This is a genomic window from Neisseria sp. P0013.S005 (assembly GCF_051958425.1).
In the GTDB taxonomy this organism is placed as follows: Bacteria; Pseudomonadota; Gammaproteobacteria; order Burkholderiales; family Neisseriaceae; genus Neisseria; species Neisseria subflava.
Genome location: NZ_JBQCVL010000003.1, coordinates 199,737 through 215,339 on the forward strand (window position 1 = coordinate 199,737; position 15,603 = coordinate 215,339).

The 15,603-nt window shown below is 39.9% G+C and carries 15 protein-coding genes; 8 read left to right on the forward strand and 7 right to left on the reverse strand.

Going from position 1 to position 15,603, the window contains the following annotated elements; all coding sequences use genetic code 11:
- Positions 1–42: 42 nt before the first annotated feature.
- The 7 genes from ACTHTA_RS04990 to ACTHTA_RS05020 all read right to left on the reverse strand — a co-directional run bounded on the left by ACTHTA_RS04990 (position 43) and on the right by ACTHTA_RS05020 (position 6,556).
- Positions 43–552 (reverse strand): DUF4189 domain-containing protein, encoded by a 510-nt coding sequence (locus tag ACTHTA_RS04990; protein ID WP_308887565.1) that lies wholly within the window; start codon positions 550–552, stop codon positions 43–45.
- Positions 553–592: 40 nt separating this feature from the next.
- Positions 593–1,720, reverse strand: a complete 1,128-nt coding sequence (locus ACTHTA_RS04995; protein ID WP_308887564.1) for a type IV secretion system protein — start codon at positions 1,718–1,720, stop codon at positions 593–595.
- 46 nt (positions 1,721–1,766) lie between these two features.
- On the reverse strand, positions 1,767–2,531 hold the full coding sequence (locus ACTHTA_RS05000; RefSeq protein WP_308887563.1) for a hypothetical protein: 765 nt from the start codon (positions 2,529–2,531) through the stop codon (positions 1,767–1,769).
- Between the two features lie 117 nt (positions 2,532–2,648).
- Complete coding sequence (locus ACTHTA_RS05005; protein ID WP_308887562.1) at positions 2,649–5,099, reverse strand: VirB4 family type IV secretion/conjugal transfer ATPase; 2,451 nt, start codon at positions 5,097–5,099, stop codon at positions 2,649–2,651.
- A gap of 62 nt (positions 5,100–5,161) precedes the next feature.
- On the reverse strand, positions 5,162–5,467 hold the full coding sequence (locus tag ACTHTA_RS05010; protein WP_036490852.1) for a type IV secretion system protein VirB3: 306 nt from the start codon (positions 5,465–5,467) through the stop codon (positions 5,162–5,164).
- A gap of 9 nt (positions 5,468–5,476) precedes the next feature.
- Complete coding sequence (locus tag ACTHTA_RS05015; protein WP_154953599.1) at positions 5,477–5,866, reverse strand: TrbC/VirB2 family protein; 390 nt, start codon at positions 5,864–5,866, stop codon at positions 5,477–5,479.
- Between the two features lie 51 nt (positions 5,867–5,917).
- On the reverse strand, positions 5,918–6,556 hold the full coding sequence (locus ACTHTA_RS05020) for a lytic transglycosylase domain-containing protein (protein ID WP_081451764.1): 639 nt from the start codon (positions 6,554–6,556) through the stop codon (positions 5,918–5,920).
- 167 nt (positions 6,557–6,723) lie between these two features.
- On the opposite strand from ACTHTA_RS05020, the gene ACTHTA_RS05025 reads away from it, so the two are divergent.
- The 8 genes from ACTHTA_RS05025 to virB11 all read left to right on the forward strand — a co-directional run bounded on the left by ACTHTA_RS05025 (position 6,724) and on the right by virB11 (position 15,566).
- Entirely contained in the window at positions 6,724–7,188 is a 465-nt protein-coding gene (locus tag ACTHTA_RS05025) for a hypothetical protein (protein ID WP_036472431.1), read from the forward strand.
- Between the two features lie 11 nt (positions 7,189–7,199).
- Complete coding sequence (locus ACTHTA_RS05030; protein ID WP_003683260.1) at positions 7,200–8,093, forward strand: virB8 family protein; 894 nt, start codon at positions 7,200–7,202, stop codon at positions 8,091–8,093.
- A 2-nt stretch (positions 8,094–8,095) separates the two neighbouring features.
- Entirely contained in the window at positions 8,096–8,821 is a 726-nt protein-coding gene (locus ACTHTA_RS05035; protein WP_003683393.1) for a TrbG/VirB9 family P-type conjugative transfer protein, read from the forward strand.
- A gap of 2 nt (positions 8,822–8,823) precedes the next feature.
- Entirely contained in the window at positions 8,824–10,002 is a 1,179-nt protein-coding gene (locus ACTHTA_RS05040; protein ID WP_313971132.1) for a TrbI/VirB10 family protein, read from the forward strand.
- 330 nt (positions 10,003–10,332) lie between these two features.
- Complete coding sequence (locus ACTHTA_RS05045) at positions 10,333–12,024, forward strand: type IV secretory system conjugative DNA transfer family protein (protein WP_070748297.1); 1,692 nt, start codon at positions 10,333–10,335, stop codon at positions 12,022–12,024.
- A 63-nt stretch (positions 12,025–12,087) separates the two neighbouring features.
- The gene (locus ACTHTA_RS05050) at positions 12,088–12,741 is read left to right on the forward strand and encodes a hypothetical protein (protein ID WP_224783486.1); all 654 of its coding nucleotides are present in this window, start codon (positions 12,088–12,090) and stop codon (positions 12,739–12,741) included.
- Between the two features lie 11 nt (positions 12,742–12,752).
- The gene (locus ACTHTA_RS05055) at positions 12,753–14,462 is read left to right on the forward strand and encodes a calcium-binding protein (RefSeq protein ID WP_053090744.1); all 1,710 of its coding nucleotides are present in this window, start codon (positions 12,753–12,755) and stop codon (positions 14,460–14,462) included.
- 84 nt (positions 14,463–14,546) lie between these two features.
- A complete protein-coding gene (gene virB11, locus ACTHTA_RS05060; protein WP_049329383.1) occupies positions 14,547–15,566 on the forward strand; it encodes a P-type DNA transfer ATPase VirB11 in 1,020 nt (339 codons plus the stop codon).
- The last annotated feature ends 37 nt before the right edge of the window (positions 15,567–15,603 follow it).

Consider the following 15,603-nt stretch of genomic DNA (forward strand, 5'->3'; position numbering starts at 1 on the left):
TTTGAAAGGGAAGTGGCTGAAATTTCAGACGACCTTTACTTATTAGAATTTAGGCATTGAACAACCCTCGGGAGTTGTAATTTCACATTGAATCCCTCCTGAAGCTTGGCACTTCCTTAAAGCCTCCGTTTCAGCCAAGCCTGGTGAAGTTATTCCAAAAAAAGCTTTACCATCTTTTCTTTGAGCAACTGCTATACAGCCATTTCGAACCCAAGCCTTGACTTTACACGGTTTATTACTCCCATTTCTCTCGCAGGTTTTAATAGCTTCTTTTTTTGCTGCAGCAAGTGAATCCATCTCTAGTGCTCCACCTGATATCCCTGTTTTAAGGTTGACTGCCCATGCTCCGTATTTTGAAGGTACTTTAATATGAACAATTTCCGTAGGTTGATTTCGTTGATGCTGACGAGATGATACACAGTTGGGATTATAGCCGTATTGACATAAACCAGGATCATTTTGTAATGCACCTTTAGTCGCATCATAGGTAGGATTAGCGACACAAACGTTAATACTTGCCAATCCTAATAACACAAAATATAATTTTTTCATTTCAAGTCCAGTCTGTTTTTTAATTTTTTATCTATAAGTACTAAGATTTGTTATCATTTTTGCTGGGTTGGTCAGCAAGTTTTAAAGTATCGGTAGTTTTAGCTCCTGATTGGCTTCCACCAGTTGACCAGACGTGTTGATGAGTGGTATTGAAATTTAAATTATTGTCATTATTACTAGCTATACCCTTTGCGTCATAACTAGCCCGCTGACTTGCTCCGCCATCCAAATGCGGCGGAACTTCTTGGCGATTTCCGTTACCAATAACAGAATAGGCACTGAAACCAGCCATCATGCCATTAAACCAAGCACCTGCCATAGGCGGTACGGTAATCAATAGGGTAGAAAGCATCAGACCCAAGCCCAACTGCTGGGTAACTGTCTGCATAATACCGCCGACGTTTCCACCGATCAGTGCCGAAGCAATATTGGATACTGCATCGGTAATGGCGATATTGGCTACTAGATCCATAGAGATTTCCGCCATGACGCCAAGCATCACGCTGGAAAAGATCGTTGCCAGTCCATAGTATAGCCATTTTTGAAACAGGGGTGCTGTTTTTTTGAACAGAAGGCATAAAATAAAGATGGGCGCAAAGCCGATAAAGAGAGCCATGGCGATGCGGAACATGATTAGCATGGTACCTGCTACGATGGCAGGCCCTGCGGTACCGACGCCGACAAACCATCTTGCCTGTGTCACTTTCCCTTCGAGATATTCGCTGTCGGCAGTATCGATACCGTCAAGTATGCCCATCATACTTTGGGTTGCCGTCAGGTTTTGGTCTATTCGGCAGCCTATGATGGATTTACTGTCTTGTGTCAGACATTTACTGCCGACATCGCTGTCGCCGGTCATGATTTGGGAAATGCCGTCTGAAAGGGTATCGGTCAGAACCCGTACGCTAAAATCACTGCCGGCTGCTACTCCCAGTGCAACGGCTACAATGAGGTAGGTCTTGCCGAGACCGTACACAAAGCCTTTCAGTCCTTCCTGGCTTCTGCCGGTTGCAATCAGATAACCTTGAATCATTATCCATAAAGTCAATAAGGCAACGATAATGGTAAAAACAAGCGTTAGGTTTTTAGACAATACATGTTCAGTAAAGAAGCTTATTCGTGCATAGATATAGTCACGAATACTGGAATAAAGGAGAAGATCCATCATGATGATGTTTTCCTGTTAAATAGTTTGGGTAAAAATAACATTAAAATTAGCGGAGTTTATAGCCAGTGCTAATGGCTCTTTTTGCTTTTGCTTCATCGTGGAATTTTTTTACCTTACTTTGTAAAACGAGCGAAGCTGACGCTTTGGTCAGGTTGCTGTTGTTCGAGCCTGAGAGCTGGTCTTTGGTCAGATTTACCCTTGCCCATTTGTATTGATCAAGCATTTGGTCGATAGAGTTTATTGCCGATTGGTAATTTTTTAGTTTGATTTCCAACTGCTGCAATTTCGCAATAACTTCAGCTTCGGCAGAGGCCGCCGTATTACTTTGTCCTTGAGCATTGGAATTTTGTTTTTTAATCGAAGTCTTATTTATTTCTGAAAAGGTCTCATTAATTTTTGTTTCCATCTCTCTTAAAAGTGAGAATTTTTTCTCTTCAAGAGTTACTGTACCAATACATAAATTTTTTGATGTCTGATTAGCAATTCTATTACAGCGATCCTTACGGTTTTGGAACATTTTTTTAATTGCGTTTTCTTCTTTTTTATCGAGTAGCTCTTTCAATTCTGGAATCTGTTCCATTTGACCGCGTACCCAATGTTGCAACTGAGTACGCCAGTTTTGCAGCTGAGTGACCCAGTTAGATAGCGTAACAGCACGGTCTGCCGCATCCATAGCCCAGTTGATAGCATCTTGCATCATTTTAGCTCCATCAATAACAGGCAATACATATGAATTAGCTATCGGCATGGAAGTAAGCATTGTCGCCCCCACTAAAACTGAGGCGATTATCCGTTTCATTTTAGTTTTCATTACAATTCAATCTTTCTTTAAATCGGTTAATTTTAAAATATTTAAATTTTCTGTCTTAGGGTTGCCTGAAGACTTACAGTCTTTAGACAACCCTGTCTCATTTTTAGTCAAATTGGCTTAATCCGCATTACGCATCACATTCGCAGCAGCTTTCTTACCGGAACCCTTACGCTCTTCGTAGAAAGTCTGTAACCAATCCTGTGGTCTTACTGCATCGATTTCGACGCCCAAACGTTCGGCTGTTTGCTTAATGATGCCGTCCATAATGTCGATGTTGTCGGTACTGGCGGAGATAACAGCCAATTCGTCATCAAATCCACGCAGGTTAAGTTGACATACTGCAGACGCATGGCCTTGTTTGACCAAGAAGCAGCGGCTGCGCTCATCCAGGCTTTTGACTACTTGAAATTCTGAGTCGGTCAGCTTCAGTCCATCGATGTAATCTTTTTTATCTGCATTTGGATTTGGCAGCAGTATCATGGTAGCTGTCTGCTCAATCAGAGCGGCGGAAATGTCGCTTTTGAGGGCGTCTTCTGGTGACTGGGTGGCAAAGATACCCATACCGTTTTGCTTACGGATGGTTTTTTGTTTGTTTTTGGCAAACTCTTTCAAGCCGCCTTCGCCATCAAGGATTTTCCAGAATTCATCCATGATGTAGATAAAGCGGCGACCATCGATAAGCTCTTCCATTCGATGGATAAGATAACCGATGACTGGATCGCGTACCTGTGGGTTTTCAATCACGTCGGTGTAGTCGAAGCCGATGATGTTGGCACCACTGAAGTCGATTTTGTCCTGTGGGTTATCAAAGACCCAGCCGAGACTGTTTCCTCTAGTCCATTTGCGGATATTGGCATAGAGGGAATCGTCGCCGGTATTGGGCAGCGATTTTTGGAAGTTAGAAATACTGCGCAGCGCTGGTGGGGTATCAAGCATGGCTCGGACGGCGCGCAGGATGTCGTCGTCTTCTGCTGCTGAATAGTGCGCCTTGCCACCTAATTGCTTCATAAGGCCACAGAGGAATTGGACATTTGCCTCTGTATTTTCGCATTGGAAGGGGTTGAAGCCGGTAGGCTGACCGCTTTCCAGCGCCATATAAGCACCGCCGCAAGCTCTGACAAAGATCTCGGCACCACGGTCTTTATCGAAGAAGAAGATAGTGGGTTTGGGATCGTATTTTTGTACCTGGCTAAGGAGGAAGTTGATAAGAGCTGTTTTACCTGTACCAGACTTACCAATAACCATGGTGTTGGCAATGGCTTTTTCACCTTCGGAATCTTCACCTTCAAGGGTTGCATGGAAGTTGAAGTAGTAGGGCTGACCATTGGTTGTTTGAAGAACGGTAACGCATTGCCCCCATGGGTTGCCCTCACGTTTACCAACGGCAAAGTTGTGAAGAGGACAGAGGCCCAAGAAATTTAACGATGAGAGATTGGCAATGCGGGTGCGGTAGTTCCAGTTGCCTGGAAGCTGGGCATAATATGCGGCGCAGACGGCCAAGTCTTCTTTAGTCGTTACAAAGCCTGCATTGGAAAGTTCGGCTCGGGCAGAGGCAATGTTTTGGGAAAGTTGCTCTTGGCTGTCGGCATAGATAGCAAGGCTAAAATGGTAGCCGCCAAGAACAAAATTGCCAGATGCGAGCTGGTCCATTGCATGGTCGAGTTCTGCAATTTGGGTAAATGATTTGTCGCCGGAAGAGATCATCATGCCACGAGTGCGCTCGAGGGTTTTCATAGCATCGTATCGGCTCATTGGGCTGAAGCTATGGGTGATGACGTATTCAACATCTAAATATTTGAGACCATTCAGTATCCCCGGGTAGGTACCATCAGGATATTCTTTAAGGTTGAGTATGGCACCATAGTGGTTTTTACCCTCAGGAGTACGGACGATATAGTCGCCGGTTTTGGCAGAAAAGAGATGTCGGCTGAGGGGTAAGTAGTTGTAAACTGGGGCTGGAAGTACGGGAACTGGCTCGTTAACACGGTTAAGGATGTAACCGAAAAGCTCGAGGGTTTCAGAGAATACAGTCCCGTTTTTACCTTCATACATACCAAGTCGGTATGGATGGTAGTCTTTGAGAACAGCCTCAAGGTTGGTTGCTAATTCGTTAAGTGTACCAATAGCTTGTTCCTGCTCGGCCTTCAGACGATCGATATTACCCGATTTATCAACGAATTTTTTGCCATCAACAACTGGGCGATAGATCATGGTCAAGTAAAGCTCGTTATTCATGAGCTTTTCTTGGGAGAGTCGAGAGAAATAACGATTAGAGAGGCTTTGGTTGAAAGACTCTTGAAATTCAGGACGTAAATCGATACTACGATGACGTCGAATGTCATGTACCCAAAAGGCGACATTTACGTAGTCGGGTGCACGCAAGGATTGGAGCAGACGGTTAAATGTATTGTGCTTGTGCTCAAGCTCCCATTCTTCACGACCTACGAAGGGAAGGCCAGATAGATGCCATGTTGTCAGGTAATCTCCACCAGTGGTTTTAACAATGGTTGGAGAGACATGAGTGGAGAGGGATACGAATTGACTGATTGATGCGTCAGGAGTAAACATTTTATTTGTTTTTTGTGTTGGAATTGTCCGACAGACAAAAGTATCTGTCGGACGTTTTGTTGTCATTGTTTGGGAGGATTGTTGCGGTACTCGTTAGGCGAGAAGCACCATGTGTCAGGAAACTCTTCTCGATTTCTGGCTTTAAGCCTAAATTTCAGGCGTAAGCCTAGAAAACGAAAAATCATGTCATCTCGCTTGGCCATCTGCCTCATAATCAGAATGATGAATGGGATGGTTAGCAAAAAAAACATATTGAAGTACATTCCCATTAATAATCCTGAACCGGCTCCTATAAAGAAAGGTATATAGGGTACGCCGAGAAAGGTTGCCGGACGAGTACATCCTCGAAAAACGATGTTTTTTTGCATAATGAATAATTATGCGAAGAATTGCAATACTTGCATCATTGCTGAAGTTGTACCTGCAGAGCAGGAGTCTGCATTACCAACCAGCATTTTTGCGATTTGACCAGCTGCACCAATCAACACACCACCAATTAAAATAGGTGCGACATCGGAAATGCGTTTGTGAGCAAAAGCAATTTGATAACCGGCAAAGATAATGGCGATGGTTACGACAGCGACAGACATCAAGTTCAATACGGTATGGATGTTTTTAATAAATTTACATGCACCACCAGAAGCTGAGGTGAAATCATCGGCTGCCATACCTGCAGCTGGTGCTAAAAATGCTGCAGCAACAAAAGCTGCTGTTGCAACATTTTCAGCAGTAAAGCGGGATTTTTTTTGGATCTGAGTGTTTTTCATTTGAAATTTCCTATGTTTATTACAGGTTGATGTGGAAAAAAATCGTATTGTCTAAAAGACTGCTGCACTATCTGTATAAATATTGCTTGGTGCAGTGTTATTGTCTTGCAGGTTATGTCGGTTTTTGGAGACAGTGACCGGATATGATTGTGGATTAGTTGCGATTGTCGAATTTTGGCGGTTAGGCTGTTGCGCTGTCATTTGTACTATAGTGCGAGGAGCATTTGAGGTATTACTGATGACAGGGATAGCATTTTGTGGAAGAGTTTTTCTTCCTTGCCTCATGGATGAAAAAATTTTTTGCACATATCCATGCTTATATCCTGTTACAAAGTTGCCGGAATAATAGCAGCTGAAAGATTTTCCCCAGTCTTTCGCACGATTGTAGCATTCTCGCAATATATGAGAGCCAGCCTTTACGTTTGGGCATACTTGGAACGCATGTTCGTAGGAATGCAATCCGTATTTTTTCAAGTTGTATCGATTGACTTGAGCTAGTCCCAAGGAGAAGTTAAATCCTTTTTGTTCCAACATCTTGGCAGTAGCAACTGCTTCAGCTAAATTTTTTGGTTGTCTTTGTAGTCGGCCACCTACAACACCTATGGCATATGGATTGCCTGAGGATTCAACTCTCACAACATGATGCATGACGTCATGAGGAACAGCTAAGTCAGTGCAGGAAAAAAACATGATAGTAGAGATGAAAATATGAATTTGTATTGACGCGAAATTTAGCACAGATTAAAATAATTCACAAGATTTTAATCAATAAAAATAACCAAGCGTAAATTGTCTTTCTTAACTTTTGGTTAAGGTGCTTTGGTTGTTACTACAGTTGTTTTATTAAGGTGCTATGTATGTTTCTTTTAAGAACGTTGTTGCTGTCTGTGGGTGTAGGCGTGCTAGTGGTGGGTTGCGCAAGCCAGTCTGCTCCAGATTTTCCAAAGTCATGGAAGCAATTAAATGAATTGCCAGATCAGGTAACTGAAATTCCTCTTGTTAGGCCCCATGTTTATCAGGTGACGCAACTTGATACGACTGTAAAAGGTTTGCTAGAGCGTTGGGGGGAAGAGGCAAAAATGCCTGTCGTTTATGACCATACGCTTGATTTTACATTGTATAAGAAGGTATTGACTGTACGAAATACCAATCTTGAAAATGCGTTAGGTGAATTATCCAAACTCTATGAGGATCGTGGAATGGTTTTCTACATTCAGAATGGTGTCATTATGGCGCATAAAAAAATGGGGGCTGCTGTAAAAAACAGCGAAAAGAGAAAGCATGAGAAATCAGTAAAAACTGATGTTAAATCTCAAAACTAAAATGGGAATATATGTTTAACTCAAATAAAAATACTACCAATGATAAAATTCAAAAAGCTGTCAAAAAATCTTTGGATTTCGAAACGACTCTAGTCGATATCCGCAAGAAAAGTGAGAAAAGGGCATGGGTAGTTGCCGGTGTTGCTACTTTTTCTTCTTTGTGCTTGCTCGGGGGGTTATTTTATATCTTGCCGTTGAAAGAAAAAGAACCTTATCTTGTCATGGCTGATATTTATACAGGGCAGGCAACAGTTGCCAAGTTGGCTGGTAATTGGAATAATTTCGATATTACTAAAAATGAGGCGGTAAATAAGAGTAATATTTCTCACTTTATTATTGCTAGAGAATCTTTTGATAGCCAAATTATTTATGATAATGATTGGGCTACAGTTTATTCTATGTCGGTAGCAGGTGTGTCTGACAGTTATCGTAATCTAATGAATAAAAGTAATCCTAACAGCCCGTTCAATCTTTACGGCTCAACTCAGTCAATTCGCGTTAAAATTTTGAGTATCGTTCTTAATAATAGCGGAAAGGCTGATGGTCGTGATGCCAGTGCGACAGTCAGATTCCAAAGATTTTTATTGAATAAGAGTACTGGTATATCAAGATTCATAGATAGTAATGTTGCTACTCTGACCTACACTTATAACAGTAATTTGAAGATGGATGAAAAGTATAGGTTAAAAAATCCTCTAGGATTCCAAGTGTTGTCTTATCGTGTTGATCCTGATGCTAGTGAATCAGCTATTCAAGATTTATCCTCGGATTATCTTTCCGTAGGAGCATTGTCTGAAAGTCAGTCTCAGCAACAAATGCAAAGTACTCCTCAGTCAGAAGCTCCTACATCTTTAGACAATAATGTTTCTGGTACTTCTCCTATATCTGTTGAAAGTGGGAATTAATAATGTTAAAAAAAATGTTTTTAGCGACAGCAGTATCGTGGTTGTTGCAAGGAAGCGTCTATGCTGCAGCTATTCAAGAGTATACGTTTCAAGAAAATATGACATATCCAGTTCATACTGCACAGGGTGTAGTTACACAAATTGAACTTGATTCTCGTGAAAAGGTTAAAGATTTTGGTGCAGGCCTAAGCGGTGGATGGGATTTGGTACGTAGAGAGAATGTATTTTATCTGCGTCCAAAGTCTGATGCAGTTGATACTAATCTTATTGTTCGTACCCAGGCTCACCAATATATTTTTGAGCTTAAAGTTTTAAAAAATGTTGTTGGTAATTTGGCAGAAGCCTCAGACAAGGGGGTAAATTATCAAGTTAAATTCAGATATCCCGATTCTACAGATTTTAGTCTTCGTGCTAGTACTTTGGCTGGTTATAGCCTGAAATATGATTCTTCTAAAACTTACAATACTAATTATGATGTGGCTGTAAGTGACACATCTCGTTGGCTAGTTCCTTTAAAGGTCTATGATGATGGTAGATTTACCTATGTTCACTTGAATAAGGGTAAATTCACAGGTGATTTTCCTACCATTTATGGCCGGAAATCTGAGAAAGGAACCGAGTTTGTTTTAAACAGTAATGTTGAGGGTAGTGTAGTTATTGTCCATGGGACTTATCCATTCTTAGTTTTGAGACATGGAAATGATGTAGTTGGATTAAGGAGAAATTAAGAATGTCTGATAAGCTAAATAATGAATATCACAAAGATAGTGAATCATCACAAAACTTATATTCAAGTCAATACGAGCAAGAACAACTAGCGGGACTTGAGGAGAATGCTCCTCAGCTAAATGCCCCCGTTGATCGTACAGTCAACAAAAAAGCTATTGCATTTATTGTAGCTGCGGGTTTTGGGCTGGCTGGACTAGGTGCATTTGCCTACCATCAATTTAGTGGCTCTGAGGAAGCCCCTCCTCCAGAACGTCCTCAGGTGGTTACAGTGCCAGATCTACCGGCTCCAGAACCTCAAGTTATTGAAACACAACCTGTTGACCTGCTAGAAGAAAAAAAGTCTGAATCAGAAACGGATACATCGACTACGAAACCAATAAATGTATCCATCCCTTCGGTAGTAGAGACTTTGCCACCTACAACTCCTACAACTCCTACAACTCCTACAACTCCTAATCTTCCTATACAGCCGATTATTCCAACAGGTGATATGTATGCTAATATGAATAATGCATTTGTTCAAGATGGAGAGGCTGCTCAGAAAGAGTCGGGAGCAAGTACAGCTCAAACTAATGCTGTTCGTTATATGCATAACAGGGATAAATTACTTCTACAGGGTACTTATCTGCGCTGTGTATTAGAAACTAAAATTGTTTCTGAAGTAAAAGGGTTTACATCTTGTATCATCACTGAGCCTGTATACTCTGCAAGTGGAAAATATCTCTTGTTGCCGAAAGGTTCGAAAGTAATGGGACAATATGGTTCCAGCAATCCTACTGGCCCGCGGATGGAGGTCATTTGGAATCGAATCATAACACCAGAAGGCGTTGATGTAACACTAGAATCCCCTGGAGTAGATAATCTTGGTGCGGCTGGCCATGTTGGTAAATTTAAGTCTCATTGGGGATCACGTTTGGCATCGGCTTTATTGATTAGTATGATTTCAGATGCTTTTAAATATGCTGCTACTGAATATGGTCCACAAGGACAAACAGTTACAACCAACACATCGACTACCACTAATCCTTACGAGAGTGATACAGCCAATACATTGAAGCAACAGGCTATCAGCCAGCTTGAGCGAAATAATGCTCGTCCTAATACAGTAACGATCAACCAAGGGACCTTGATTAATATTTATACTGCCCAGGACATTGATTTTAGTTCGGTTATGCAGTAATTTTAAAGGGCCGTCTGTTTTTTCAGACGGCCTAATCATTATGTGTTTATCATAAAGGATAATTGCTGATGAAGCCTCTCGTCCTACTATTATCTATAGTTCTATTGCCAGCTGTATCCCTAAGAGTTTGTATAGAGCAGTGTGCATGAGTATTATCAAAAAAAGCAAAAAATATTTAGTTCAAACATACAGTGAAACTGCCAAGGATAGTACTAAAAGAGAGTGATAAGTTTCATAATACACTCATCACCTTAACCTTAGGCTATCTGAAAACTAATATCTTCACTAGAAAGCTAAAATAATCTATTACTTTGACTTACAGGTATTGAAATGACTCTAAAAAACAAATCTATTATTACGGTAGTTTTACTATTAATTTCTTTCATATTAGGCTGTTACCTTTCAGGCTTTATCCTGCTGCAATGGTTAGGCTTAGATAAAACTCCCTTACTACTTACAACATGGTTCAAATATTATAATACGCTGGATATTCCTCAGGTTGCCAAATATTCACTACAAATTAAAACATCAGGAATTGTTGGATTTGGTTTTACTTTTCTGATTGGTCTGCTTGGTTTAATTCCTATTTGGCGTACAGCTTCCCAAAGTCTTCATGGAGAAGCACGATTTGCCGGGATGGCTGATTTGACAAAAGCAGGATTTTTCAAACAAACGGATACTTCAATTGTCGTCGGTAAATACAACGGCAAATTGTTACATTACAATGGCCAGCAATTCGCATTGTTGGCAGCGCCAACACGTTCGGGTAAAGGTGTCGGTATCGTTATTCCGAACCTGTTAAGTTATAAAGGATCGGTAGTGGTTTTGGACATCAAACAGGAGAACTTCAATTTGACTAGTGGCTACCGCAAAGAAGTATTAGGTCAGGAAGTCTATTTGTTCAACCCGTTTGCCGAAGATGGAAGGACGCACCGTTGGAATCCGTTTACCTATGTTTCTTCCAATCCTGACCAGCGAGTATCGGATTTAATGTCGATAGCTGCAATGCTATATCCTGATGGGGATAGTCGTGATAAGTTCTGGGTAGCGCAGGCAAGAAATGCGTTTTTGGCGTTTTCACTTTATTGTTTTGATGAGTATGAAGCAATGGCTGATTTTCCCGTGGTGGGCAAAGAAAATGAGCCGGCCTGTACATTAGGAAAAATATACCGTCTTTCATCAGGTAATGGAACAGAACTCAAGGAATACTTTACATCTCTATCACAACAACCATACCTCAGCGAGGCTACAAAAACCGCTTTTTCCGGTTTAATCTCTCAAGAAAAAGAAACCTTCGGTTCTATCATGGGTACATTTAAAGAACCCCTCAACCCGTGGATTAATCCTGTCATTGATGCCGCCACTTCCGCTGATGATTTTCTGTTGACTGACGTACGTAAAAAGAAAATGACTATTTATATCGGCATTCTTCCTAACAAACTTGCTGAGTCAAGAGTCATTGTTAACCTCTTTTTCTCTCAACTTATCAACCAAAATACGAAAGAGCTGCCTCAGGACAACCCAGATTTGAAACACCAATGTATGTTGTTAATGGACGAATTCACAAGTATTGGTAAAGTTGAAATTATTGCTCATTCCGTCAGCTATATGGCAGGTTACAACATTCGCCTATTTCCGATTATCCAATCAGTCGCCCAGCTAGATGCTGTTTATGGCAAAGAATATGCGCGTACTATTATCACTAACCATGCTTTGCAAATCATCTATACACCTAGAGAACAGCAGGATGCAAATGAATACTCCGAAATGCTAGGTTATACCACAGTGAAAAGAAAAAATGTCAGCCGTGGACGTGAACGTAGTGTCTCAGAAAGCGAAGAGCGTCGCGCACTGATGTTGCCGCAAGAGTTAAAGGCAATGAGCCAAGATAAAGAAATTATCCTTTACGAAGGTATGTCACATCCGGCGCAAGTGGGGAAAATCCGTTATTACCAAGATGGAACATTTACCAAACGACTGATGGAGGCAGTGAAAGTTGCCTCGTTAAAAGGAAAACGGTAATAGTAATAAAAGCTCAAGGCCGTCTGAAAATTAAATTTCCAGAATGATTAAAAAGGAATTTATATGAAACTATCAGCGATTACAGCCATATTAACTGTATGCTTGGTGACCTCCTGTACTCCGCAGATTAGTAATAAAAATATTAAGGATTCTTCCAAGATGCAGAATATACAAAAGGAAATAACTATGGAACAAGTGCGCAATCGTTGCCGAAGTATGTTGCACAAAGTGGAAAATCGGGATGATCTAATTAAGCAGATGTATGATACGGCATTTAAAGATGACTGCCTTTATACGATGTACGCAAGTGAATTACAAGAGATTTGGCAAATACCCGTAATAGAGGCATATGATTATATGCAACATAATCAAGATATTCATTCATCTATAGGTATGTATGTCGTTTTCAGGCATACTGAACTTAAATCTAGTTTATATATTACTCAAACAAAAGAGTACCTAGATAAAATAGGTAGCATATTTCCTGAAAATGCATTCCCTAAATTTTTTCCAAAGCCTATGACACATGAAATACCTGAGGGGGTGTATTTAGATTTTGAGTATTCAGCCAAAAGAAAAGATGATGATTCAATAAAAGAAAGACTAGATTATTATTGGAGAGAATCAGGCCGTGAAATAATTGCTACTAATTCTGGGGGAGGTGCAATTTTAGCTTTAGAGTTTTGTAGCAATCTTAAAATGAGCCCAATGCCATAAGGAGTTTTAGGATGCCAAAGATTATACTGAATAAAAGAGCAGAAGCAGAATTGATGACACTTGGTTTTCATAAAATAAGATTCAATAATCAAATGTCTGAACTAGATAGAATTAAGCAAGACTCAGAATTAGTGGAGCAAATTAACCATTTCGCTAGTAAAGGGGGACATATCAAACCTGCTCCAAAAAATCGTGAAGGAGCATATTATGATCCGAAAAATAAAAGTATCCATTTTGAACAAGATATCCGATATATTACCGCTAGAACAATGTCTCATGAGGTAGGACATGCATTAGGTAAACATCAAGCTAAATCAGCTAGTTATTATGATACTGCTAAGGCTTATGCTCAAGCGCGAGGCTATGGAGAAGCTGAGGCGATCTTTAACGAAGCGCGTATGGTTGCTTACGAAGAAAGATATAATGGTAGGGCATATAGTACAGGAATTAGTGGTAATCTTTACCCATACGTTAAAGGTAAGAGTTTTGGAGAGGTTAAAGATTTAATTGCTCGCCAGAATATGTATGGTATGTACCCAAGTAATGGAACTGGATCAATCAGAATGACTTATTATGAAACTGATATTGAACATTTCCTGAATACCCGTACTAATTTTTCCAAAGACTTTAAAGAAGCATCCATAAGCCCTAATTCCAAACAAGTATTTGTTAAACATATGGCAAATTATGACACTTTTGGAAATAAGGGCAACAATAAAATTGTTGCTGATGGATCATATAGCCGTGATAGTTTATTAATAGGCAGGGCTAAGACTTATTTAAAAAGTGGGGCATATATGTATGGAGATGCCGGAGATGATGTTTTAAAAGGTACTAATCAAAATGATATTTTATTAGGCGGTAGTGGTAATGATGTATTAATTGGTGGTAATGGTAATGATATTTTAGCCGGTAATTCTGGAAGAGATAAATTGTTTGGTGGTAAAGGACATGACAAATATCGTGCTGACAATTTAGATATTATCCGAGATTCAGACGGCAAGGGTGAAGTATCATTGAATGGCTATATATTACAGGGTGGTGTACGTGATTTATCTCAACCAAACCGTTTCGTTTACCGTAGTGCTGGAATGGTATATGAATGGGATAGAAATACGGGGACATTAGATATAAATGGTCTTAAAATTGAAAATTTCAAAAATGGGGATTTAGGCATTCATTTACAAGAAAAGAAAACAGGCCAATATAGTAGTGGTGTCAGAGATAGTAATAGTATTAGAGTACATTCTGCTACAGGAATAGAGAGTACTAAGATTTTACATCAACCTAAGAGCAACATAGCGCATGCTCCTGTTCCTGGCGATTGGGATAATATGCAATCTGTGAAGCCTTTAAAGTTGGAAGCTATCCCACAACATGCTCAAAATATCTATCAGCAAAGTAAACAAATTTTTACTGAATTCTGTAATAAAAAGGATATTAGCTACGATGAAAGAAGCTTAGATAATATTGCTATGGCATTGGCTGCTGAAGGATATGCAAATAAGATGCGAGGGGCTTCTTTAATCAATATCAAAGAGAATGGTCAGATTCTTATTGGTGATAAGGCTCCTGAATTAAGAACTGCTTCTGTGGATATGCAAAAAGCTGCAGTTACACCGATAGAGGAAAGTCTTATAAAGGTACAGGTAACAGCTCAGCAATTTGAATTAGAAACACAGCAAAGACAGTTGTCACAAGTACAAGCTCGGGGAATATAGGTGTTTCTTAATCTTGAATAAAAAACTTCCTCAAGTTTTAAATTTCATTATAATCGCATATTTTAAATTAATTTATTTTTAACTATGGATGAATTAAACTCAACAATTTCAGCGGATTTCTTAGATTATCAATATGAAGTATTGGGAATTACCTCTTTCTTAAAAGATCCTGATGTGACTGAGATTTGTATTAATAGACCAGGAGAGGTATTTTTAGAAACCTCTCAGGGTTGGAAAAAGGTAGAAGTAAATACGCTAAACTTTGATAGGGCACGTCAGTTCTGTACAGCTGTTGTTAATGAAAGTAATACTGGTCAACGAATTACAGAAGCAGAGCCGATGGTATCGTTGACATTCCCAACAGGACAACGTGCCCAATTTGTGATTCCTCCTGCCTGTGATGCAGGAAAAGCTTCAATTACGATCCGTTTGCCATCAAAACACACAAAGAGCTTAAGTCAGTATAGTAAAGATGGTTTCTTTAGTCAGATTATTGAGTTAAATGGAGAATTATCTCCTCAAGATAAGGAATTAGTAGAACTGAAGAACAATCGGAACTACGAAGAATTTTTTAAAAAAGCCGTTGAATATAAAAAGAATATAGTCGTTTCAGGTGCAACTGGCAGTGGTAAGACTACTTTCATGAAAGCATTGGTTAATCACATTCCTTTAAGTGAGCGACTAATCAGCATTGAGGATGCTAGGGAACTATTTATTCCTCATGAAAATGTAGTTCATTTGCTTTACTCAAAAGGTGGACAAGGTAGTTCAAATATTACGGCAAAAAGTTGTATGGAATCCTGTCTGCGTATGAAGCCGGACAGAATTATTCTAGCAGAGCTACGTGGTGACGAATCATTTTATTTTATTCGAAATTGTGCATCTGGACACCCGGGATCTATTACAAGTTGCCATGCTGGTAGCACAGAACAAACATGGGATCAATTGGCATTAATGGTAAAAGCATCACCAGAAGGAAGTGGTCTGGAGTTTGAAGTTATTAAAAACCTGCTTAGGCAGACCATTGATATTGTTGTGCACATTAAAGCTCATGCTGGACAACGTTATATTACGGGTATTGATTTTAACCCTATTAAAACTTAATGTTGAAGATGACGCAATTGAAGCAATATATCATTGG

What these genes read in the sequence shown, in the direction of transcription:
- ACTHTA_RS05050 (WP_224783486.1), top strand. Translation starts at nt 12,088, where the DNA reads ATGAAACTATCAGCGATTACAGCCATATTAACTGTATGCTTGGTGACC.
- ACTHTA_RS05025 (WP_036472431.1), top strand. Translation starts at nt 6,724, where the DNA reads ATGTTTCTTTTAAGAACGTTGTTGCTGTCTGTGGGTGTAGGCGTGCTA.
- ACTHTA_RS05030 (WP_003683260.1), top strand. Translation starts at nt 7,200, where the DNA reads ATGTTTAACTCAAATAAAAATACTACCAATGATAAAATTCAAAAAGCT.
- ACTHTA_RS04995 (WP_308887564.1), bottom strand. Translation starts at nt 1,720, where the DNA reads ATGATGGATCTTCTCCTTTATTCCAGTATTCGTGACTATATCTATGCA.
- ACTHTA_RS05045 (WP_070748297.1), top strand. Translation starts at nt 10,333, where the DNA reads ATGACTCTAAAAAACAAATCTATTATTACGGTAGTTTTACTATTAATT.
- virB11 (WP_049329383.1), top strand. Translation starts at nt 14,547, where the DNA reads ATGGATGAATTAAACTCAACAATTTCAGCGGATTTCTTAGATTATCAA.
- ACTHTA_RS05040 (WP_313971132.1), top strand. Translation starts at nt 8,824, where the DNA reads ATGTCTGATAAGCTAAATAATGAATATCACAAAGATAGTGAATCATCA.
- ACTHTA_RS04990 (WP_308887565.1), bottom strand. Translation starts at nt 552, where the DNA reads ATGAAAAAATTATATTTTGTGTTATTAGGATTGGCAAGTATTAACGTT.
- ACTHTA_RS05010 (WP_036490852.1), bottom strand. Translation starts at nt 5,467, where the DNA reads ATGCAAAAAAACATCGTTTTTCGAGGATGTACTCGTCCGGCAACCTTT.
- ACTHTA_RS05020 (WP_081451764.1), bottom strand. Translation starts at nt 6,556, where the DNA reads ATGTTTTTTTCCTGCACTGACTTAGCTGTTCCTCATGACGTCATGCAT.
- ACTHTA_RS05000 (WP_308887563.1), bottom strand. Translation starts at nt 2,531, where the DNA reads ATGAAAACTAAAATGAAACGGATAATCGCCTCAGTTTTAGTGGGGGCG.
- ACTHTA_RS05035 (WP_003683393.1), top strand. Translation starts at nt 8,096, where the DNA reads ATGTTAAAAAAAATGTTTTTAGCGACAGCAGTATCGTGGTTGTTGCAA.
- ACTHTA_RS05005 (WP_308887562.1), bottom strand. Translation starts at nt 5,099, where the DNA reads ATGTTTACTCCTGACGCATCAATCAGTCAATTCGTATCCCTCTCCACT.
- ACTHTA_RS05055 (WP_053090744.1), top strand. Translation starts at nt 12,753, where the DNA reads ATGCCAAAGATTATACTGAATAAAAGAGCAGAAGCAGAATTGATGACA.
- ACTHTA_RS05015 (WP_154953599.1), bottom strand. Translation starts at nt 5,866, where the DNA reads ATGAAAAACACTCAGATCCAAAAAAAATCCCGCTTTACTGCTGAAAAT.